Annotated in this window: 14 protein-coding genes and 2 pseudogenes; 4 read left to right on the top strand and 12 right to left on the bottom strand. The window is 59.9% G+C overall.

Annotation, left to right across the window (positions count from 1 at the left end; translation table 11 throughout):
- Nucleotide 1: 1 nt before the first annotated feature.
- The 4 genes from JOE32_RS05710 to JOE32_RS05725 form a co-directional block, all read right to left on the bottom strand.
- Nucleotides 2-1,303: an HlyD family type I secretion periplasmic adaptor subunit gene (locus JOE32_RS05710; protein ID WP_209982187.1), complete on the bottom strand. Its 1,302-nt coding sequence runs from the start codon at nt 1,301-1,303 to the stop codon at nt 2-4.
- A complete protein-coding gene (locus JOE32_RS05715; protein ID WP_209982189.1) occupies nt 1,300-3,051 on the bottom strand; it encodes a type I secretion system permease/ATPase in 1,752 nt (583 codons plus the stop codon). Before JOE32_RS05715 ends, JOE32_RS05710 begins: the two co-directional genes overlap by 4 nt.
- A gap of 101 nt (nt 3,052-3,152) precedes the next feature.
- Nucleotides 3,153-3,521: a protease inhibitor Inh/omp19 family protein gene (locus JOE32_RS05720; protein ID WP_209982192.1), complete on the bottom strand. Its 369-nt coding sequence runs from the start codon at nt 3,519-3,521 to the stop codon at nt 3,153-3,155.
- A 49-nt stretch (nt 3,522-3,570) separates the two neighbouring features.
- Complete coding sequence (locus JOE32_RS05725; protein WP_209982194.1) at nt 3,571-5,004, bottom strand: serralysin family metalloprotease; 1,434 nt, start codon at nt 5,002-5,004, stop codon at nt 3,571-3,573.
- 596 nt (nt 5,005-5,600) lie between these two features.
- Between JOE32_RS05725 and JOE32_RS05730 the strand changes: the two genes are divergently transcribed.
- Nucleotides 5,601-5,873 (top strand): DUF1652 domain-containing protein, encoded by a 273-nt coding sequence (locus JOE32_RS05730; protein WP_209982196.1) that lies wholly within the window; start codon nt 5,601-5,603, stop codon nt 5,871-5,873.
- A gap of 107 nt (nt 5,874-5,980) precedes the next feature.
- Here JOE32_RS05730 and JOE32_RS05735 read toward each other — a convergent pair whose 3' ends face one another.
- Nucleotides 5,981-8,428 (bottom strand): UvrD-helicase domain-containing protein, encoded by a 2,448-nt coding sequence (locus JOE32_RS05735; protein ID WP_209982198.1) that lies wholly within the window; start codon nt 8,426-8,428, stop codon nt 5,981-5,983.
- A 219-nt stretch (nt 8,429-8,647) separates the two neighbouring features.
- Between JOE32_RS05735 and JOE32_RS05740 the strand changes: the two genes are divergently transcribed.
- Nucleotides 8,648-9,343 carry a pirin family protein gene (locus JOE32_RS05740; protein ID WP_209982200.1) on the top strand — a complete coding sequence of 232 codons (696 nt, stop codon included), beginning with the start codon at nt 8,648-8,650 and terminating at the stop codon, nt 9,341-9,343.
- 259 nt (nt 9,344-9,602) lie between these two features.
- Here JOE32_RS05740 and pgm read toward each other — a convergent pair whose 3' ends face one another.
- The 4 genes from pgm to JOE32_RS05760 form a co-directional block, all read right to left on the bottom strand.
- Nucleotides 9,603-11,246, bottom strand: a complete 1,644-nt coding sequence (gene pgm / locus JOE32_RS05745; protein ID WP_209982202.1) for a phosphoglucomutase (alpha-D-glucose-1,6-bisphosphate-dependent) — start codon at nt 11,244-11,246, stop codon at nt 9,603-9,605.
- Nucleotides 11,247-11,349: 103 nt separating this feature from the next.
- Nucleotides 11,350-12,756, bottom strand: coding sequence for a PLP-dependent aminotransferase family protein (locus tag JOE32_RS05750; protein ID WP_209982203.1), 1,407 nt, complete (start codon nt 12,754-12,756; stop codon nt 11,350-11,352).
- Complete coding sequence (locus JOE32_RS05755) at nt 12,753-14,186, bottom strand: hypothetical protein (RefSeq protein WP_209982206.1); 1,434 nt, start codon at nt 14,184-14,186, stop codon at nt 12,753-12,755. The genes JOE32_RS05750 and JOE32_RS05755 overlap by 4 nt, the downstream gene beginning before the upstream one ends.
- A 727-nt stretch (nt 14,187-14,913) precedes the next feature.
- A complete protein-coding gene (locus JOE32_RS05760) occupies nt 14,914-15,927 on the bottom strand; it encodes a zinc-dependent alcohol dehydrogenase family protein (RefSeq protein WP_209982208.1) in 1,014 nt (337 codons plus the stop codon).
- A 247-nt stretch (nt 15,928-16,174) separates the two neighbouring features.
- On the opposite strand from JOE32_RS05760, the gene JOE32_RS05765 reads away from it, so the two are divergent.
- Complete coding sequence (locus tag JOE32_RS05765; protein ID WP_231421349.1) at nt 16,175-17,089, top strand: LysR family transcriptional regulator; 915 nt, start codon at nt 16,175-16,177, stop codon at nt 17,087-17,089.
- 441 nt (nt 17,090-17,530) lie between these two features.
- On the top strand, nt 17,531-19,459 hold the full coding sequence (locus tag JOE32_RS05770; protein ID WP_209982210.1) for a methyl-accepting chemotaxis protein: 1,929 nt from the start codon (nt 17,531-17,533) through the stop codon (nt 19,457-19,459).
- Between the two features lie 152 nt (nt 19,460-19,611).
- Here JOE32_RS05770 and JOE32_RS05775 read toward each other — a convergent pair whose 3' ends face one another.
- The 3 genes and pseudogenes from JOE32_RS05775 to JOE32_RS05785 form a co-directional block, all read right to left on the bottom strand.
- Entirely contained in the window at nt 19,612-19,848 is a 237-nt protein-coding gene (locus JOE32_RS05775) for a hypothetical protein (protein WP_348532567.1), read from the bottom strand.
- Between the two features lie 1,132 nt (nt 19,849-20,980).
- Nucleotides 20,981-21,195: pseudogene (locus tag JOE32_RS05780) on the bottom strand (manganese efflux pump); the annotation flags it as partial.
- A 2-nt stretch (nt 21,196-21,197) separates the two neighbouring features.
- Nucleotides 21,198-21,362: pseudogene (locus JOE32_RS05785) on the bottom strand (FAD-dependent oxidoreductase); the annotation flags it as partial.
- Between the last annotated feature and the right edge of the window lie 15 nt (nt 21,363-21,377).

Below are 21,377 nucleotides of genomic sequence, written 5' to 3' on the forward strand. Positions count from 1 at the left end.
CTCATTCCTCGGTCAACGCGGAGCCGGCGCGATCCAGCAGCGGCTTGAACAGGTAGTTGAGCAACGAACGCTCACCGGTGCGCACGAACATCTCGGCGGGCATGCCGGGCTTGATCACCAGGCCGTGGAGTTTTTCCAGCGCAGCCTCGCTGACGGTGGTGCGCAGCACGTAATACGGCGCGCCGGTCTTTTCATCGAGCATCTGGTCGGCGGAAATCAGGCTCACCTCCCCCGGTACGCGCGGGGTGCGGCTCTGGTTGAAGGCGGTGAACAGAATATCCACCGGCAGGTGGGTGCCGACCTTGTCCACCAGGTGCACCGGCAAGTGCCCTTCCACTTCCAGACGCGTGCCCTGGGGCACGATTTCCAGCAGGGTTTCGCCGGCCCGCACCACGGCGCCTTCGGTGTGCACGCCGAGGTTGACCGCGATGCCATCAGCCGGCGCGTTGATCTCGCTGTGTTGCAGGTCGAAACCGGCGGAGGTCAGTTGCTGTTCCAGGGTGAGGCTGCGCAATTGCGCATCGGCCAGTTGGCTGCGCACCTCCTTCTGGTATTCCTCGCTGTGCTGCTGCAGTTTGAGCCTGGATTCGAGGATGCCCTGCGCCACCCGGCCGCTTTCGCCGCTGTTCTGCGCCAGGTCCTGTTGCACCTGGGACAGCTGGCGCTGGTAGTCCATCAGCCGGTTGCGCGGGATGTAGCCGTTGTCGGCAAGCGGTTGCAGGTTGGCCAGTTGGTCGCGCAGGGACTGGGCCTGGGCGGTCAGGTCGGTGCGGGCGCGGCGCATGCCGTTCAACTGCGCACTGGCACCCTCGATATTGGCGCGAATGCCGGCCTGCTCACGGGCAAACGCTTCGCGGCGGCTGCTGAACAGTTGGCGCTGGCCTTCCAGCACCAGGGCCAGCGCCGGGTCTGGGTCGGCGCTCAGATCAGCGGGAAAGGTGACCGCCGCTTGATTGTCGCGCTCGCTCTGCCAGCGTGCCACGCTGGCCCAGGCCATGCGGTACTGGGCCTGCAGCGACTGCACGTCGGCCTGGTTGCGGGTCTGGTCGAGCCGAAACAGCGGCTGGCCCTGTTTGACCGTCTCACCTTCGCGCACCAGGATCCGGCTGACCACACCGGGGCTGACGCTTTGTACCGCCTTACGCTTGCCGGACACCACCACGGTGCCCTGCACCGGAATGCCTTGATCGAGTGGCGCCAGGCTCGCCCAGAGGAAGAAACCGCCGGCACCGACCACGGTGAGCAGCCAGCCCATGCGAGTGAAGAAGCGGGCGTCGCGTTGTTCAAACGTCATACTGCTCATGCGCCTGGATTCCTTCCGGCTTGATACTGGCGGCTGAAACTGACGCCGGGTTTTTCCTTCGGCGCTTCCTGCTGGCCGGACAACGCGCGCAGCACGTCCTGACTCGGCCCGAATGCCTGCAGGCGTCCTTCGTTGAGCACCAGCAGCTTGTCGGCCTGGGCCAAAACAGAAGAACGGTGCGTCACCAGAATCACGCTGCTGCCCTGGGCCTTCATTTGCACGATGGCGCTGGCGAGCGCCGCTTCACCGACGGTGTCGAGGTTGGAGTTGGGCTCATCCAGCACGATCAGCCGCGGCCCGCCGTACAGCGCGCGCGCCAGGGCGACCCGCTGTTTCTGGCCGCCGGACAGGCCACCGCCGTTATCGCCCAGCAATGTGTCGTAGCCCTGGGGCAGGCGCAGGATCAGCTCATGCACGCCGGCCTGTTGCGCCGCCTTCACCACCCACGCCGGGTCGGCTTGGCGAAAACGCGCGATGTTGTCGGCGATGCTGCCGCTGAACAGCTCGATGTCCTGAGGCAGGTAGCCGATGTGCGGGCCGAGGTCGTCACGGTCCCAGCGGTGAATGTCCGCGCCATCCAGACGCACCGTGCCGGCCAGGGTCGGCCACACGCCCACCAGCACCCGCGCCAGGGTGGACTTGCCGGAACCCGAGGCGCCAAGCACGCCCAGCACTTCACCGGCACCGAGGTTGAAGCTGACATGGTGCAGCGTCGCCAGGCGCAGCCCCGGCGGGCCGGCGCTGACGTCTTCGAAACTCACCTGGCCGTGGGGCGCCGGCAAGGCCATCTGCTCGCCCCCCGGCGGGAAGGCGCGCAGCAGCTCATCCAGGCGCTGATAGGCGAGCTTGGCCGAGCTCCATTGCTTCCACACCGCGATCAACTGGTCGATGGGGCTGAGCACACGGCCCATCAGGATGGAACCGGCGATCATCATCCCGGCGGTCATGTCGCCCTTGATCACCAGCAGCGCGCCCAGGCCCAGCACCAGCGATTGCAGGCACAGGCGCAGGGATTTGCTCAAAGAGGTGATCACCGAACCGGTGTCGCTGGCCTGGTTCTGCAGGCCGAGAAACTGCGAATGCACGGCAAACCAGCGGGTGCGCAACGCACCGAGCATGCCCATGGCCTGGATGGTCTCGGCATTGTGCAAGTGGCTGGTGGCCAGTTGGGTCGACTGCTGGGAGTAGCCACTGGCCTCGCCCAGCGGCTTTTTGGTCAGGTATTCGTTGAGGCAGGCCAGGCCGATCAGCAGCACCGCGCCGGCCGTGGCCAGCCCCCCCAGCCACACGTTGAACAGGAAAATCACGAACAGGTAGATGGGAAACCACGGCGCATCGAAAAACGCGAACAATGCAGGCCCGGTGATGAATTGGCGGAGATGGGTCAGATCCCCCAGGGATTGCCCGGCATGGCCCTGGCCGCTGTGCAGGTTGCGCTCAAAGGCGGCCTTGTAGACGCGCAAGTTAAAGCGCCGCTCCAGATGACTGCCGATGCGGATCACGATAAAACTGCGAATGACTTCGAGCAGGCCAATAAACGCAAAGAAGCCGACCACCATCAGCGTCAACATCACCAGGGTGGTTTCATTCTGGGAGGACAGCACACGGTCGTAGACTTGCAGCATGTAAATCGATGGCACCAGCATCAACAGGTTAATCAAGGCGGTGAAACAACCGATACTGATCAAGATGCTTTTGTATTCACCCAGCGCCTTGAACAAGGGTGCAACGGTAGGGGGCCTGGCCATATCTTCTTATCTTCCTTGAAGCAAACTACGCGCACTAGTTGGCGCAACCCTTGATCAGGGCCGGTCAACTAATCAATCAAGTTATATGTTTATAACGGCAACTAAGGTTTTCGTTGCAATACCACAACACCGCCGGATCGAGTGCGGCCCTCGTACTCGCCTTCGTGTTGGCGATTCAAGTGGGTAATACCGCTGCCTTCGGCGTTCATCAGCCAGATTCCATCCGGGGTGGGTGACCAACTCAAGGGCTGGTCGCCCAGCCACTGCGCCACACACGCCACATCGCCGCCCAGGGCGTTGGCCTGCTCCAGTAATTCCAGGTTGCACACCTGATCCTGCTGTTTCAATTCCCAGTGCCCCGCCAACTGCGCGGGGGTGGGTAAAACCAGACTGCTCGCCATTGCGTGGGCTCCTGCCGACACGAACATCACCTGCACAACACAGGCGATCATTTTGGATAACCACTGCATCTTCACGCTCCCGCCTGCAAGCGCGGCGCCGAAGCGCCGCGCCCGTGCATCACGCCACGATGTCGCTGACGGCTGCCTGGCCAACGGTGGTGACGAGGAAATCCGCCACACCCTTGCCGGCAAAGTCGACGGCCAACGTGCCCAGGTTGGTGCCTGAGGCATAGGTCAGCACCGCGTCGCCGGCATGCCCGGAAAAGGCACTGACGAAGCTCAGGCCCGCGCCTTTGGTAATGCCGGACAGGTCGATCTTGTCTGCACCACTGGTGAAGTCGAAGATCTTGTCCGCAGCCCCGGGCCGGGAGTCGGAACTGGCGCCGAACACGAAGGTGTCATTGCCTGCACCGCCCCACAGCTGGTCTGCACCGCCACCGCCGTAGATGAGGTCGTTGCCGGCCCCGCCCTTGATCAGGTTGGCCGCATTGTTGCCGATGATCAGGTCGTTACCCGCCCCACCGAACGCGTTCTCGATGGTCACGCCCTTGGCAATGGACACATTGCCCACCAGGCCGCCCACGTCGGAGAACGAGGTTTCATTGAGGTTGATTTTCTGGTTCTGGGTAAACCCGGAGAAGTCCAGGGTATCGTTGCCACCACCGTCCCACACCGAGAACACCAGCTTGTCGGCGTTGGAGGTCGCGCTGAGGAAATCACGCCCGGTGTTGGAGTTGAAGCCGTAGGTAGTGTCGGTGGCGCGGGTGGCGAAGTTGGCACCGTAGAGCTTCTGGATCGCGGCAATGTCGTCGATCAGCGGGCCGGAGGCATAGGCTTCAACCCCGCCTTTGCTGAAGTTCTGATTGGTGTTGCTCTCGCTCCAGTAGCTCATCAGGCTGTAGCCACGCGTGTCCTGTCCGTAGGTCGCGTCTTTGTAGGACGGGTTGCCGTTCCCGGCGTTGTAGTCGCCAGGGTGCGCCAGGCCCAGGGTGTGGCCGATCTCGTGGGTCAGGGTCTGCCGTCCGTAATTGTTCAGGTCCGGCGTCTTGTTCTGCGTGTAGCTGTTGTTGGTCAGGTACCACGAGGTGCCGTCGTAGCCTGCGCCGGTGCCGGGCAGGTAGGCGAAGGCCGCTGCGCCGTCCTGGCCGCCGCTGTAGTTGCCGAAGGTCATGTGGCCGTCACCGCCGCTGGCCTTCTCGGTGAAGGTGACCTTGGCCACGTCCGCCCAGGATTGCATGGCGAGCGCTGCCTGTGCTTTCTGCTGGGCGCTGAACTGGCTGAAGCCCGAGATCCCGTGTTTATTCAGGGTGCTCGTGGTGGCCGAGGTCAGGAAGGTGTAGGTGAGGTCGATCTTGCCGTTGCCATCGGCGTCGCGGTACGCCGCGCCGTCCCGCAGCAGCTGGGTCGCTGCCTGGTCCACGGTGTAGGACGGTTTGCCATTGACCGTGAGGTTGCCGCCACGGTCATACAAGTGGCTGAAGCTATCGATTTGCGAGTAGGCGGTGCTGGCCTGAGCGGCAGATACAATAGCTTTGTCTTTTACTTTTGACATAAACGTACTTCCTTGTTTGCAAGTGCATCAGTCTTGGGTCGATAGGAACCTCGCGGGCGAGATCGTCCTATCACTCGCCTCTTTTGAAGGCGTAAGAAAACTGACACAACTTGAAATCTTTCGTCTACCTCTATTTCTGCAATCAAAATGTGATGGGCTTTGCAGGTTGGCAAGTCGTCGGCAATGTTTATTGGGGGCGGTGGTTGTTGTCCTACAAAATAACGGGCGCTGTTATTTAAATATTAAATAGCTGCAAGGGCATTCAACTTGCGTTGCGCAGTTGAATAATGGATCCAATTATTGTCACGGTGTCATTGGCAACATTAAAGAGCCACTACTTATTATTTGTCTTGAATATTGGCCCCTATTACCGGGACAAATAGCTTATCCCTTTGTTTGTGTCGGTTTTGAGGCGCGCAGCCGCCTTGAGACCTCGTCCGAGGCAAGCTTCATGACCCAGGTCAATGTAAAGGGAATGAACCGCCGAACGTAGCGAAAAATTTAACCTCACCTGGGCGAGCGGATGCTATTTTTAAGCTCCGGACGCCATGACCACAGACGGTTCTGGCCCCTGCCGCGAGCTAAAGGAAGTGCTCATGAACAAGGTGGGCAACATGAACAAAGTGACGTTCCCGAATGCCTGCCAGCTGATGCGCTGGCATTTTCATCCGACCGGCTTCGAGGGCAGCATGGACGCGCCCGGCAGCATGGTTGCGCGCCTGTTCGACCGCACGAGCGGCGAGACGCTGATTGCGATTGCCGGCATTCCCTGCACCTCGGTGATGAACGCTGCCGATGTGGAGCGCATCATCGAAGCAATTGAGGATGAACTGGCGTCGTTCGTGCCGCCGCAGTCATTACGGGCCTGAGCATGTGGGAGGGGGCTTGCTCCCGGTGGCGGTGTGTCAGTCAACTTATCAAGGCTGATACACCGCCATCGGGAGCAAGCCCCCTCCCACATTGACCAACTTTACTTTCAAATCCGCTGATCATCGAAAAACGCCTTTTTGCCATCTACCCGCTCGGATGCCCTTGGCACATTGACCGCTGCGCCTTCAGGCTTTTCCACATACCAATAGCAATGGCTGGAGGCCCGGGTAATGCCGACATACGCCAGGCGCAGCACTTCGTCTTTTTGCGCCGTGTCATAGGGCTCGCTGTCGCCAGCCTTGCCCAGGCCCGCCATGCGGTACACCTGGTTCTTGTACGGCGAGCTGGTGACGTGCTGGCAATCGCCCAATAGAAATACCGCATCCGCCTGCAGGCCCTTGGCGCTGTGGTATGTCAGCTGTTTCAATCTGCGCGCTGGCGCCGGCAGGCTCGAATCAGCATTAACTACGGCCTGAATATGTTCCTGAATCAATAGCTTATCGCTGCTTTTTCGATACAGCATCAATACCGAATCTCCCTGCTGATAGTGCGCCTGCAACTGCCGCCCCAAGGCAGCATCGTCGCGCGCCAGCACTTGAACGGGCACCAGTGCCTTGGGCACGCCGCTGGCTTTGGCCTTCTTGCCGGGAATTGCTGGCGCGGCGCGCACGATATGCTCGGCGGCATCGATGATGTGCTGATGGCTGCGGTAGTTCTCACCCAGCATCACGCGGGTGGTGCCAGGCGACGGGAACTCGGTGTTGAATTCCATGAAGTACTTGGGCGAACTGCCGCGCCAGCCATAGATCGACTGCCAGTCATCACCCACGCACAGCAACGAAGAACGCTGGGCACCGCGCCCCACGTGCATGGCTGGGCCACGGCTGCGGATTTCACGCAGGCTGGCGCGGATCCACGAGACGATCTGCGGCGAGACGTCCTGGAATTCGTCGATCATCAGGTGCGACATCGGCCGCAGCAGCGGATCGCTGAGCAACGTGAGGTTTTCCGGCATGTTCTCGCCAAACAGCGAGAACATGCGGTTATAGGTCATGATCGGCGGCGATTGTTCGAGCAGATGCTCTTCCAGGGCTTTCCAGAAGATGCTCAGTGCCTCAAAGAACAAGCGGTCGGCATCGTCCCTGGCGAACGTCATCTGGCCGACGGCAGCAGGCACGTCCAGGCCGAGGTTCTCGATAAAGCCCGCCGCGGTGACGAAACAGTCCAGCAATGGTGCCGAGGCCAGCTCGCCCTTGACCTTGTAGTCAAAGCCGGGCCCAGCGGTAGCGTCGCCCGCCAGGCTGCTTATAAGACGCTTTGATGATTCATAACTGTCCAGCCATATCAAAGGCTTGCGACAGAAAGCTTGAAACAGGGTGCGCTTCACCGCCCACTCGGCGCGTACCGACAGCTTGGCGTTGGGCCGGCTGATCTGCGGGTTTTCCCGCGCATCGAAGCCCAGCACCACCCAGGCGTCCAGTTCGGGAATATAGCCGTGACAATGGAAGGTGGCGCCGTTGATTTCAAACGTCTGGCGGCTGGGCTCGATGCCCTTGATCGGCCAGGCACCCGCGCGAAACCACAGGTCTTCGATCAGATCGCACAGCTCTTCATCGCGCTTGGCCGCCAGCTCTGTCACCGCGATGCGCTTCTGCACGTCCGGGTGGTCGCGCTCCAGCTCCTTGAGCTGCAGGCCATGGCGGGCCAGCGGCGCAATCAGCTCGCGAAACCGCGCATTGCGACTGTGCAGCCGGTGGTAGCAGGCGTTCATCTGCTGGCGCTGGGCGTCGTTGATGCGCAGGTCGAAGGGGTTGCTGTCAGCGTCATCGGAGCCGGCACTGAGGTTTTCGAACGCCTGCAGGCGCTCGAACCCCGGCAGGCTGCGCACCATCGGCAGAATGCGTGAGTGAAAGGTGCGCACCACGGCCTGAGCCTCTTTCAAGCTGAGGGGCTGGCCCCACAGCGCGAGGATGTCCATCAGCTTGTTGACGAAGTCCTTGCGCGACTCACGGGTGAAGGTCACCACCGTCATCGAACTGAGTTCAAAGCCCAGGTAATGGGTGAGCAGCAGGATGCGCAGCACCAGCGAGGTGGATTTGCCGGCACCGGCACCGGCAATCACCGAGGTGGACGGCGTCTCGCTGAAGATCATCTTCCACTGCGCGGTGCTGGGCTGGGCATGGGCCGGCAACAGGCGCGCCACATCGGCCTTGATACGCTTTTTGATCTCGGCGGTGAGCGGCAGGCGCCAATCGTCGAACAGGCTGTCGTCCACGCCCGGCGCGCGGTGCTCATCCGGGCGGAAATCGCGAATCAGCAAAACTTGCCGGCCTTGCTCGATACCCTCGGCCATGCCCTCACGGTAGCCGTATTCCACGCCCGCTTCATGCCCGCTGCGAAAACCATCGGCCTGGCCGTGTAACCACGAAAACCGGTGCTGGGCACGCAGTCGTGTGAGGCCATGGCCAAACAGACGCGCGGCGAGGCGTTTGAACAAGGGCATTTCTGCCAGCGGAAGCAGATCAGGGGGCAAATCGGGCTTTTGCTGCGGCACGCGAACTCCAGCGAGGACGTTGATTCTGGCGAATGCTCCATGGTCGCCGGAATCGCTGCTCAGTGCCAGCCAATTGCTTTGCCGTCATGCAGTTAGGCGACGAAGTGAAAGTCAAAACCGCGTTAATCCATCTAATCGGCTGATAGGAATCAGGCAGTTTTTACGCTTTTTAACGATCAATGACTCAAGGATGATAGCGCCCATTCAGAGGAGACGATCATGCTGGAACTTCGACCTTTCACTTCCCTGGGCGGCGCTCACCACGGCTGGCTTGACGCCCATCATCACTTTTCGTTTGCCGAGTATCACGACCCCAAACGCATGCACTGGGGCAACCTGCGCGTATGGAACGACGACATCATCGCGCCGGGCAGCGGTTTTCCGCAGCATTCGCACCGGGACATGGAAATCATCACGTATGTGCGCGAAGGCGCCATCAGCCATGCCGATAACCTCGGCAACAAGGGCCGCACCGAAGCCGGTGACGTGCAGGTGATGAGTGCGGGCACCGGGATTGCCCACAGTGAATACAACCTGGAAGCCACGCCGACGAAGATTTTCCAGATCTGGATTATTCCCAATGAAGCCGGGTTGCCACCGTCGTGGGGCGCCAAGCCGTTTCCGCAGGACGGTCGTGAGGGCTTCGTGACCCTGGCCAGCGGCAAGAGCGGCGACAGCGAAAGCCTGCGCATACGCGCCGACGCCCGCCTGGTGGCCGCCAACCTGAAAGCCGGAGAAAGTGCCGAGTACCAACTGGACGGCGGACGCCGCGCCTATCTGGTGCCGGCCACGGGGGTAATTGAGGTCAATGGCGTGCGTGCGCAGGCGCGAGACGGTGTGGCGGTGGAAGATGAGCCAGTGTTACGGGTAACCGCGATTGAAGACAGCGAGATTGTGCTGGTCGACCTGGCCTGATTCACATGGAAGGCTCCGCCAAGTCTTCGACTTCGCGCTGTGGCGCAGCAAACTGGCGTCTCTGTGGCGAGCGGGCTTGCCCCGCGTCGGGGTGCGAAGCGCCCCCAATCAACGAAAACGCGGAGTACCTGATACTGCGCAGAGTCTGCTTTTGGGGCTGCTGCGCAGCCCAACGCGGGGCAAGCCCGCTCGCCACAACAAGCACGCTCGCCACAGGATGTAGAGAGGGCGTGCCCTCTCTGACAGGGGTGTTGCGGGGTTATTGAGAAATAGCGCCATCAACCAGCACTTGCGCTTCCTCCACCAGCTGCTTGAGGTGATCTTCGCCGATAAAGCTCTCGGCGTAGATCTTATAGATATCCTCGGTGCCTGATGGCCGCGCGGCGAACCAGCCGTTTTCGGTCATCACTTTCAAGCCGCCAATGGCCTGGTTGTTGCCCGGCGCGTGACTGAGAATCTGCTGGATGCTCTCCCCGGCCAATTGGGTGGACGTGACCTGCTCCGGCGACAACTTGCCCAGCAGGGCTTTCTGCGCCGGGGTGGCCTTGGCGTCGACGCGAATGGCAAACGGCTCGCCCAGCGCATCGGTGAGGCCACGGTAGATCTGGCTCGGGTCCTGGCCTTTGCGCGAAGTCATTTCGGCCGCCAGCAAAGCCGGGATCAGGCCGTCCTTGTCGGTGCTCCACACCGTGCCGTCCTTGCGCAGGAACGACGCACCGGCACTTTCTTCACCGCCAAAGCCCAGCGAGCCTTCGAACAGACCATCGGCAAACCACTTGAAGCCCACCGGCACTTCATACAGGCGACGGCCGATTTTCGCCGCCACCCGGTCAATCAAACCGCTGCTGACCACGGTCTTGCCCACGGCCGCATCGGCACGCCAGTGGGGACGGTTCTGGAACAGGTAGTCAATCGACACCGCCAGGTAATTGTTCGGTGCCAGCAACCCGCCGGACGGCGTCACGATGCCGTGGCGGTCGTGGTCCGGGTCGCAGGCGAACGCTACGTCAAAGCGTTCCTTGAGCCCGATCAGGCCTTGCATGGCGTAGCTGGAGGACGGGTCCATGCGGATCTGGCCGTCCCAGTCGACACTCATGAAGCGGAAGGTCGAATCGACTTCGGTGTTCACCACGTCCAGATTCAGCCGGTAATGCTCGGCAATCGCCGACCAGTAGCGCACCCCTGCTCCACCCAGCGGGTCGACGCCCAGGCGCAGGTCGGCGCTGCGGATGGCATCCATGTCGATCACATTGATAAGGTCCGCCACGTAGGTGTTGAGGTAGTCATGGCGGTGGGTGGTGTCCGCCTTAAGCGCCTGGGCGTGGGTAATACGCTTGACCCCGGCCAATTGGTTGGCCAGCAGCTCGTTGGCCTTGGCTTCGATCCACTTGGTGACGTGGGTATCGGCCGGCCCGCCATTGGGTGGGTTGTATTTGTAGCCGCCGCTCTGCGGTGGATTGTGGGACGGCGTGATGACGATGCCGTCCGCCAGGCCACGGGTACGGCCGCGGTTGTAGCAGATGATGGCGTGGGAAATCGCCGGCGTCGGGGTGTATTCATCGCCCTCGGCGAGCATCACGTGCACGCCATTGGCGGCAAGCACTTCCAGCGCGCTGGCGCCGGCCGGGGTCGACAGTGCGTGGGTATCCAGGCCGACAAACAACGGGCCGTTGATGCCCTGGGCTTCGCGGTACAGGCAGATCGCCTGGCTGATGGCGAGCACATGCCATTCGTTGAAGCTCAGCTCGAAAGAGCTGCCACGGTGCCCGGACGTACCAAAAGCCACGCGCTGGGTGGAGATCGCTGCATCAGGCTGGCCGGTGTAATAGGCCGTGACCAGTCGCGGGATATCCACCAGCAACTGAGCTGGCGCCGGTTTGCCCGCAAAAGGACTGATTGTCATGCATGAACCTCGAAAAGAAGACGTCGGAAAAAGGCAGTTTACTGGCACTTGGACTACTGCGCGACGGTATCGATCCTACCTCATGATGAGAAATTTCACGCAGCTAGCCCTGGTGTGCCTGGCGCAGTCCCTCGCCCAGCGCAGCCAGGGCTGTGTCCAGGTTGGGCAGACCATGGAACGTATGGCTCAGACGCAGGTGCTGATGGTGCAGGCCGCTGATACTGAACAGCTCACCGGGCGCGACGACGACGGCGCGGGCCAGCAGATACTGGAATACCTGGCGCATATCCACTGTCCTGGCTGACTCCAGCCAGAATGTCGCGCCGCCCACCGGCATGCGGTACGTCACCAGGCTTCCCAGATGCTGGTCAAGAAGCTCACTCATGGCGCTGGCCTGCTCGCGTAATAATGCGCGCAAATTGCGCAGGTGCAGGTCAATGCGCCCGCTGTGATACAGCCGCGCAATCGCACGCTGACGGATCGCCGACAGCCGAAACGAGCGCAGCAGAAACTGGCGCTGCAATTGGCTGCTCATGTGCCGCGATAGCAGATAACCGTAGGACGCTTCCAGCCCGAGGATTTTCTCGAACGAGGAGAACACGATCAGCCGCTCGGGGTTGACCAGGTCACGCAATGCTGCCTGGGTCGGCACGAAACTCAATTCGCCGTACAGGTCGTTTTCCAGCAGCCAGCAACCGTAGTGGTCCAGCAGCTGCGCCAGTTCGAGGCGGTCCTGAGGTTGCACGGCCACCCCCGCCGGCAGGCTCACCGACGATGACATCAACAGCAGTTGCACGGACTCCTCGCGCAGTGCCCGTTCGAGCAACACCAGGTTCAGACGACCCGCGTGCAGCCAGGGCAATTCGATCACACGCACGCCGGCATCCTGCAGCAGGCGCAGGATCAACCAGTCACAGGGCGACTCGACCAGCACCGTGGAGCCGCGCAACCCCAGCACCTCGATGAGGATGGAGAGCACGCCGCGCAGGTCGGCCCCCACGTACACGTCATCCGCATGCCAGCAGCGCGTGGGCGATGAGGTGTAGCGCGCCGCCAGCGCCGCGCGCAACTCCCACACGCCGCACGACTGGGAGCTGTGCTGCGACTGACGGGGATACTGGCGCACCAGCTCGCGCTCCAGGCGTAGCAAGGTGTCGTCCAGATTCGCCAGCAAGGCCGGTTCATCACCGCTGAGCACCGCCATGGCCGGGCTGCGGGCCGCCACGTAAAGGCGTTCGAGCAAGTCGCCGCTGGCAAACGTCGCGGTGCTGTTGGCAAGGGGCCAGGCGTAATACCCCGATTTGGCCACCGAATACACGCGGCCCTCTTTCTCCAGCAGCGAATACGCATACTGAATGGTGGAGATCGAGACATTCAGGCGCTGGGACAGCTCGCGCAGCGACGGCAGCTTCACTCGCGTATCGGTACTCACCTCGTTGATCAGGTTGATCATGTAGCGATACACCGCCTGGTAAGCGAAGTCCGCTTGTCGCGCGCCACGCAGTGTCATCGAGCGGACAGCTGCCGAGCCATATCGTGACCGCTCAGGTTGCCTTCAAGGTCGTGCTCGCGCGCACTGCTACCGGGCAGCAGGGTCATTGGCCGCTGACGATACAGATGCTGGAGCAAGGGCAACGGCAACCCGCTGGCAACGGTCACCCACTGTTGCAGCATCTCGGCCGCCGGCTTGCCCTGCAGCACCTTGTGCAGTTCGGGCAGCGCCACGAGCATGCCTGGATGGCACTGGCGCAGGTAGCTTTCGAGCCGTTCGCCGTGATGGATAAACGGCGAAAACAGCAGGCAGATCAGCTGACTTTCATCCTGCCCGAAAAACTGCCGGGCGTAGTCGGTGGACGCGGCGCGCCCTTCACTGCTACCGGCCTGGGCCAGCAGTTCCGGCGGAATCTGCACATGATCGAGCTGCTCCTGCGCCAGCAGCAGGAACTCTTCAACACCTTCCCCATACGGCAATTCGCGCAGGCATTCGGCCTTCAGGCCGCGCAGGTGCGCCATCAACACGGGATTGGCAAACGCCGGATGGCTGAAATGAAACCCCAGGGGGTCTGGGGTATAGGCCATGAAATCGGTGAGCAAAGGTGCACTGGCAGGGTCTATGCCTTCAAGCAAGTCGGCAAAGCCGATATACGCCAGGGGACGGTACCCGCCGATGCTGATGTCAGCCCTGGGCTGATAGTGCTCGCCATACAGATCGCGATAGAAGTCTTCGCTCCATTGGTCCATTCGCGCAAACAGCCGGTCGAGGGACAGGGGCCTGGCTGCCCGGGCCTTGTCCGAACCGGCCTGAGCCGCCTTTTTCAGCCAGGCCAGCAGTTGGCTCTGTTTACGCCCGGAGTCGCCGCTGACCAGCACATGCACACCGCCATCCCACGCGGTGACACGCTGGTAGAAATCCCCCAGGGCGAGGTAGGTATCGTTGCACAGCGTTGCACAGATATCGCCGCAGCTCAGGTGCCCGACCATCAACCGGTTGCGTTGCGCCGCTTCACAACCCTGGGTCGATACCGGGCGCTGATGATTGAATGGCAGCACCTCATGGTTTTCCACCATCAGCAGTTCCACGCGGTCATCGTCATGGAAAAACAGACGGCTGTAACCGTTGTGGATGGTATCGAGTGTGCGCTGGGTCATGCCGGCATGGCGCAGCGTGGCGACCCGCAGTTGGAACGTCGTGGGTGATCGCCCGGCGATGCTCAATTGCGCCGCGCGCAGCATCGCCAACGTGTAACTGCTGACCTCACCGCCGCCATGGGCGACCAGCACCTTGTAGGCGCCGATATATTCCATGCCCCCGGCCGCCACGACAATACGCTGGATCAATAATTGAAGCGCCGTACGTTCCGCGCGACTGAAGTACCCGATCAATCGTTGCTGAACTTGCTGGTAAACATACGTCATGGCCTGTTCGTGAATAGCGCTCATCGCTCTACTACCTGAGTTGAAATATAAGTTTCAAACAACTACCAACGCGAGTTGCTTGATGTATTGAATTGCCAGGAACGTCGCTTTAGGTACCGTATTGACAGTGAATCAACACTAGCACCTTGCAAAAAATCGACATCGACTGTGCAGAGCGTCCACCCGGGCCTCCATGGCCTCGAGCGCCGACACACACGCCACCCACGCAGGGATTGACGACCTTCCTAGGAGTATTCAGACAATCTCCTACATTCCTTTAACCCCGAATTAAAAGATCCATCCGACAAATAAAATTTGTCAGGCAGTGTTCCATGAATGCCACTTGATCGAGCGTCAGCATAAAACTGTCTGCCCCCTGAGTCCGCCGCAAATGTTCCATTATTAACGGCAGCAGAAAATACCCGCTGCCGTATCAGTGCATCAATCATCACTCGGTCCTTGAGTTGAAAGTAAGAACACAATTATCAAGGCTGGAATAATGATTAACAGATACAGAAGCTGGCCGAAAACCAGTTCAGTTCAGGTTCAAGCACAAGGTGGATCACCCGGACACGACGACGCCGCGCTGGAATTCAGGGCGGCGTTCGGGGCAAAGGTATCGTTTACGGGACTGAGGGGCGATTACACGCAGTGGAAAACGCGCAGGGTAAGCCCTGTCAAATGGCGCTTTTGTCCCATACGCCAAGGGCGAGGAACAGCCGATTACGAATGTTCCTACACACGAAACAGCTTAAACTTGCAGTGCCACCCGCTCACGGCACGGGCATTCGTCCATATAACGGTGCGCTTCAACGAACTGGTCGAAGGCAAACACCGTGGTTTTCAGCGGCACCAGCACACGGTCAGCGGTCAACTGGTTGATATCACGCAATGCCCGCTGCATGGCGACCTGGTCCTGGATAATGCCCAGCTCCGGTTTACCGGTGAAATTGCCGATGCAGTGCACAAAGAACTGAATGTTCTTCTGGAACGCCGCACAGGCCGGAAACGGTGTCTGATTGCCGCCCTGCAGGCCATAGAGCACCAGACTGCCGCGCGGGGCCAGCACGTCGCCAAGCAACGTCATCTGCGGGCCGCCCAAGCCATCGAACACCACGTCGACGCCACGATTGTCGGTGAACTTGTTGATTTGCATCAGCAAGTCCTGCTCCTCGGTGACGATCACCTTTTCCGCCCCGAGGGACAGCAGGTAGTCACGCTCGGCGCTGTCCTTGGTCGCCGCGATCACCCGCACACCCAGCGCCTTGCCCAGTTGCACGAAAGACGGGCCGGCGCAGTGGCTGGCGTCGGTCACCAGGGCAAACTGGCCGGGTTTGACCCGTGCCAGGTCCATGTAAGCGAAGTAGGCGATCAACAGCGGCGTGTAATGCACGCTGGCTTCAATCGGGCTCAGCACATCCGGGTAACGGGTCAGGGCCGAACGGGGCAGGACGATCTGTTCGCCATACACCGGGTAATCATTGGGGCTCTCGGCCGGAAAACTGGCCACTTTATCGCCCACCGCCAGGTCATCCACGCCGTCGCCGAGGGCGACCACCACGCCGGCCATTTCATGACCAAGGCCGGACGGCAAACGTGCATGGGAGGACGCCAGGTTCTGGCGCCACAGGATGTCGTACCAGCTGATGCCAATCGCCTCGACACGCACCTGCACTTCGCCCGGTGCGGGCTGCGCGGCTGCATGCTCTTCGCATTTGAGCACCTCGGCCGGACCAAACTTGTGAAAACGGATCGTGCGGGACATCGCAAACCTCGTCAAAGTAACCTCTAATGCCATGAACTTTATCTGGGCTTTGCGGGTAAGGCCACCGGTCGCCATTAATAGTCGACATGCTTGTCATTGATTCCGCGACTAAGCTACAGACCTCAGCTTTCGTAGGAAAACTCAATTATCTTGTGCAGAGTATCAGCCTTTCCCCGTAAGATTCATGCCGGTCGTTGTTTACACATGGCCGCTCTCGTCAAGTTTGCAGACTCTTCCAGGACACAAGATGAACCGTAACGACCTGCGTCGTGTCGACCTTAACCTCTTGATCGTATTCGAAACCTTGATGCATGAGCGCAGCGTGACCCGCGCTGCCGAAAAACTGTTCCTCGGCCAGCCGGCCATCAGCGCCGCCCTGTCGCGCCTGCGCGGGCTGTTTGACGACCCGCTGTTCGTACGCACCGGCCGCAGCATGGAGCCCTCGGCTCGCGCGGTCGAGATCTTCGCCCTGCTCTCCCCGGCCCTGGACTCGATCTCCACCGCCGTCAGCCGCGCCGCCGAATTCAACCCGGCCACCAGCACCGCCGTGTTCCGTATCGGCCTGTCCGACGACGTCGAATTCGCCCTGCTGCCCCAACTGCTCAAACGCCTGCGCGCCGAAGCCCCCGGCATCGTGCTGGTGGTGCGCCGCGTCAACTACATCCTGATGCCAGGCCTGCTGGCCTCGGGCGAAATCTCCATCGGCGTCAGCTACACCGCCGACCTGCCCGCCAACGCCAAGCGCAAGGTCCTGCGCCGCAGCCTGCCCAAACTGCTGCGCGCCGACAGCGTGCCCGGCTCCCTGAGCCTGGACGACTTCTGCAGCCGCCCCCACGCACTGGTGTCGTTTGCCGGCGACCTGAGCGGTTTTATCGATGAAGAACTGGAAAAGCTCGGTCGCAAGCGCCATGTGGTGCTGGCCGTGCCGCAGTTCAACGGCCTGGGCACCTTGCTGGCGGGCACCGACATACTCGCCACCGTGCCCGACTACGCCGCCGAGGCCCTCACCTCGGCCGGCGGCTTGCGCGCCGAAGATCCACCGCTGCCGGTGCGCAGCTTTGAACTGCACATGGCGTGGCGCGGGTCACAGGATAATGATCCAGGGGAGCGGTGGTTGAGGTCGCGGATTCAGATGTTTTTCGGGGATCCTGACAGCCTGTAATGGAATTCCATTAAATCCCATAAACCCTTTTTATAACAAAAACTTACTGGTCACTTAAGTCCATCGCAGTCTGTCTAAATCCAATGGATTCCACGACCCATGGGGGCAAATTTCGGTTCCTTGAAAAGGATGCCCCCACCGATGCCCACAGATAATGCAGTTGTTTTCAAACGAAAACTCAGCGATGCCCTGAATAGCCCCGCATACAAACGGCCCTCATCATCTCAGCAGCCCACCACTGATTGTTGGCGCATTATGCGGCCGGGGATGCGGTTAGCTCTTTATTAAATAAATATTCATAAATGGCTGAAGGCCACAAATCACGGGGCTCCTGTGGCCTCCCTCATTAGCTTGCGAGCTAACTTTTGTCACGTTAACTATCAAGTTACCTGACTCAGCGCCGATTCACGGGCATTCCGAAAAATCAAAGGCACACCCGTAATGAGCGCAAAGTGGTTGGACAACTTGAAAGTCGGCAAGAAGCTCGGACTGGGCTTCGGTGCCATTTTGCTGGGCGTGCTGGCCGTCGCCGCAATCGGTTACTCCAGCACCAACCTGCTGATCGAGCGACTTGGCAAGAGTGGCAAGGTCTCCGAGATCAAGGCTGATGTCCTGAACGCCCGCATCGCCGCACAAGGCTACGCCACTGCACCGAGTGCTGCGGGCGTGCAAGCCTACAGCGGTGCGCTGGATACGCTGAGCCGCAGTGTCGATGAGGGCATTGGTCTGCTAGCCGCGCCGAGTAATCTGGCTAAGCTGCGCTCCATCAAGGAGCAAGTCGGCGGCCTGAAGCAGACGTTCGATCAATTGGTCAGCATCAATCATAAAGTCGATGATGCCTTGAAACCCTTGATCAAGGTCTCGGACGACGTCAGTGCCACTTTCGAAAACCTGCTGGAAAAGACCATTGACGACACATTGCGTGCTCCGGATGAAACCGGCATAAAACAAGTCAAAATCGCTGGTGACTTGCGTAACGGAATGACCAACTTCCGGCTGGTGTTTCGCCGCTATCTGAGTGTCCCGTCAACCGATAACCGTCAAGCGACCTACAATTCGGCCGACGCGCTGATCGCGCAGGTATCGGCTGCTCGCAGCGAATTGCCAAACCAGGCGAACGCCGCTGTAGACACCGCGCTGAATGCGCTTAAACAGTACAAGGTGCTGATGTCGTCGATCTCGGAAATGCTTCAGCAGGCCGATCAGGTTCGCGGCAATCTGCAACAGCAATCCGTCGCAATAGCTGTTGTGGCCGATGATGTAGCAGCACAGCAAATTATCAGCGCCCAAAAAGAAAAGAACAGCGCTGTCGTTCAGTTGTTGAGTGTCGCGCTGGTGGTCTTGCTGATTGGTATCGTTGCTGCGCTCCTTATCACCCGCCAGATAACCTTTCCATTGAACGATACGGTCATTGCCGCGCGCCGTATTGCTGATGGTGACCTGACCCGGGACACCAGCACGACCCGTCAGGACGAACTGGGCTTGTTACAGAACACCATGCAGCACATGACCGTTTCCCTGCGCGGCCTGATCGGGGGCATCGGCAACGGTGTCACGCAGATCGCTACAGCGGCCGAGCAGTTGTCTGCTGTCAGCGCGCAGACAAGTACAGGCGTCACCCTGCAAAAAAACGAAGTTGACCAGGTCGCCACCGCCATGAATGAAATGGCCTCGGCCGTACAGGAAGTAGCGCGGAACACCGAAGACGCTTCGCGGGCCGCCAAACAGGCAAGCGAACGTTCTGCGCACGGCAGTAATGTGGTGCAACATGCAGCAAGCGAAATTGGCCAACTGGCCGCTGAAGTGAAGCATCTGGGCGAAGCCATGCAGCGCCTAACCGAAGACAGCAGCAAGATCGGCAACGTCATCGACGTGATCAAGGCTGTCGCCGAGCAGACCAACCTGCTCGCGCTCAACGCCGCCATCGAGGCCGCACGCGCCGGTGAGCAAGGTCGTGGTTTTGCTGTCGTGGCCGATGAAGTGCGCTCGCTGGCCCAACGTACCCAGAACTCCACAAGTGAAATCGAGCTGCTGATCAACACTCTACAACAGCGCACGAGCGCAGCATCAGGTCTGATGGACGCAAGCCTGCAACGTACCGAGGGCACCGTAGTTCTGGCTCGTCAGGCTGAACAGGCATTGATTGATATCAATCAGTCCATCGGCACGATTGAACAGATGAGCCAGCAGATTTCCGCCGCTGCCGAACAACAGAGCGCAGTGACCGATGAAATCAACCGGAGCGTGCTCAGCGTGCGTGACATTGCTGAGCAGTCTGCATCCGCAACCGAGCAGAGCGTCGCATCGACTGCAGAACTGGCGCGCCTGGGCAGTGATTTGCAGAGCTTGGTTGCGCGTTTCAAAATTTAGGTATCCAGAGTCAGACGCCTCGTGAAGCGGTCACCAGGCGATCTGCCGCTTTTGCGCGCGCATGAACATCCAGCTGCCGGAACGCTTGCCCTTGCATCACTTAACACTGGCATACACCGTCGGGCCTTTTGAGCCACCTCCCTTCCAACTATTTATTGCGAGTCGTTAGGTGCTTGATTTTTTATCAGGCGGATCTCTGGGAACCCGTGCCCCATCAGCGCCAGGGGCGCCGTCGGCACCTGGTGTCCCGCCAGGGCCAGCCGCACCACCCTTGCCGCCAGAGCCTCCCTGGCCGGGTTGAGACCCGCTGCCTCCAGCACCACCGGCTCCACCCGCCCCGCCCTGGCCGCCGTTACTTCCTCCAGCGCCACCATTACCGCCCGATCCACCATTGCCCGCTAGTTGCAGTAGCGGTGGTGAACCGGTGATTACGTGAGTATTGAACTCTTGGGCAATAGGGGCTTTGATTTGAGAAGCATAAACTAATGAGCACGCTGCGAACGCTACGCTTATAGCAATTACGCCGGTTACAATTTTCATTGTTGCTCTCCTATTAGACGGGCCAAAACACTGCCTGGATAAGTTAATGTCGCAACGCCACTCTTGGCATTATTGCAACAGGGGCGAGGTGGCCCGTATTTCAAGCTAGCGAAGAAATATTTTGTTGCAATGGTAAATCTGTCTGTTCGCTGAACATAAATCTATTCGTGGGCTCGAAGCGCTGATCCTTAACAGAGTCGACTACGGTTACCGCTGCGGACCTTTGGCAAGGCATTGATGAGCCATGCGCTTCGTGTATCTGGCACTTTCTCAGCGGTTGTATGTCAATCATGTATGAACGCCACGTTAGTACGTCATCATGCATTGCTGGAAAAAAGTTTCGCTGACTGAGGACCTGGAACGGAGCCTGCCAGGTCACCAGGTAGATTGCATTCTGATCAATGGATGGACGGCTACCGTCTTCGTCAGGCAACCCGAGTACGGCTCAATGTTTTGCACGACCGGCATAGACCTGGCCAAGCTTGCAAACAGCGCGAGCGTTCGCCAGCTTGCCGAAGAGCTTGTGTTTGAGATCGATATGTCCAAGGGAGGGAACGCTGGATAGCTCTCCCTTTAAAGTCCTACCTGCCGCCCGAAATCCGCCTCCGACCGCCCTCCTTGGGGAGAGCTTTCTTCGACTGCTATTCGTCTGGAACGGATGCGCCTGGCTGGTCTACACCCAATGAATTCGCGACCATACGCTAGCGAGTATTCCGCCCCCTGCATGCCGAAAAGAATCTAAAAGAACCAGCCCGACCAATTCCTGAATATATAAATTGCCAGAAAAACAATCCAAGAAATCGCCAGAAGCACAGTGGCTGCAACCCATCGAAGACCCATTACTAAATCCTATTTTTGACTCTTCTTCACTATAAATTCAGCGAGAGCAAGCAAGACGAAAAACAACTTCACGCTGGTACAGAGAGGCCTTAAACCCGCACTGTAAGGCCTTTGATTTCGGCGAGACAAGTCCAAACTAAATCATGCCACGGACAAATGTTCATAGAGGATAGTAGAGCCAACAGCATCAACACCAACCCACCGATTATTTCAGCGCGCTTACCAACCATTGTTCCAAGTACACGACCCAGCATCACGCCTGTGGTCACCATTACCGTAGTGGCAATGCCAATTGCCGACGCAGCAACCAGGATATTCACGTTGACGAAGGCAAGCCCGACTCCCACGGCTAACGCGTGTTGGCCAGGTACAGCGCTTCTTCCACGGCGGTGTTGCCACCACCGACCACGGCGACCGGCTTGTTGCGATAGAAGAAACCGTCGCAGGTCGCGCAAGCGGACACGCCTTTGCCCATGAACGCTTCTTCCGATGGCGGGCCCAGGTAGCGAGCGCTGACGCCGGTAGTGTCATTCTTCGT

The sequence above is a fragment of the Pseudomonas sp. PvP025 genome (assembly GCF_017832155.1).
In the GTDB taxonomy this organism is placed as follows: Bacteria; Pseudomonadota; Gammaproteobacteria; order Pseudomonadales; family Pseudomonadaceae; genus Aquipseudomonas.

Excerpts from the sequence above, each read along its gene's own strand:
- JOE32_RS05725 (WP_209982194.1), bottom strand. The coding sequence starts at position 5,004 with ATGTCAAAAGTAAAAGACAAAGCTATTGTATCTGCCGCTCAGGCCAGC.
- JOE32_RS05760 (WP_209982208.1), bottom strand. The coding sequence starts at position 15,927 with ATGTCCCGCACGATCCGTTTTCACAAGTTTGGTCCGGCCGAGGTGCTC.
- JOE32_RS05730 (WP_209982196.1), top strand. The coding sequence starts at position 5,601 with ATGAACAAGGTGGGCAACATGAACAAAGTGACGTTCCCGAATGCCTGC.
- JOE32_RS05770 (WP_209982210.1), top strand. The coding sequence starts at position 17,531 with ATGAGCGCAAAGTGGTTGGACAACTTGAAAGTCGGCAAGAAGCTCGGA.
- JOE32_RS05765 (WP_231421349.1), top strand. The coding sequence starts at position 16,175 with ATGAACCGTAACGACCTGCGTCGTGTCGACCTTAACCTCTTGATCGTA.
- pgm (WP_209982202.1), bottom strand. The coding sequence starts at position 11,246 with ATGACAATCAGTCCTTTTGCGGGCAAACCGGCGCCAGCTCAGTTGCTG.
- JOE32_RS05720 (WP_209982192.1), bottom strand. The coding sequence starts at position 3,521 with ATGCAGTGGTTATCCAAAATGATCGCCTGTGTTGTGCAGGTGATGTTC.
- JOE32_RS05740 (WP_209982200.1), top strand. The coding sequence starts at position 8,648 with ATGCTGGAACTTCGACCTTTCACTTCCCTGGGCGGCGCTCACCACGGC.
- JOE32_RS05710 (WP_209982187.1), bottom strand. The coding sequence starts at position 1,303 with ATGAGCAGTATGACGTTTGAACAACGCGACGCCCGCTTCTTCACTCGC.
- JOE32_RS05755 (WP_209982206.1), bottom strand. The coding sequence starts at position 14,186 with ATGAGCGCTATTCACGAACAGGCCATGACGTATGTTTACCAGCAAGTT.
- JOE32_RS05715 (WP_209982189.1), bottom strand. The coding sequence starts at position 3,051 with ATGGCCAGGCCCCCTACCGTTGCACCCTTGTTCAAGGCGCTGGGTGAA.
- JOE32_RS05750 (WP_209982203.1), bottom strand. The coding sequence starts at position 12,756 with ATGACACTGCGTGGCGCGCGACAAGCGGACTTCGCTTACCAGGCGGTG.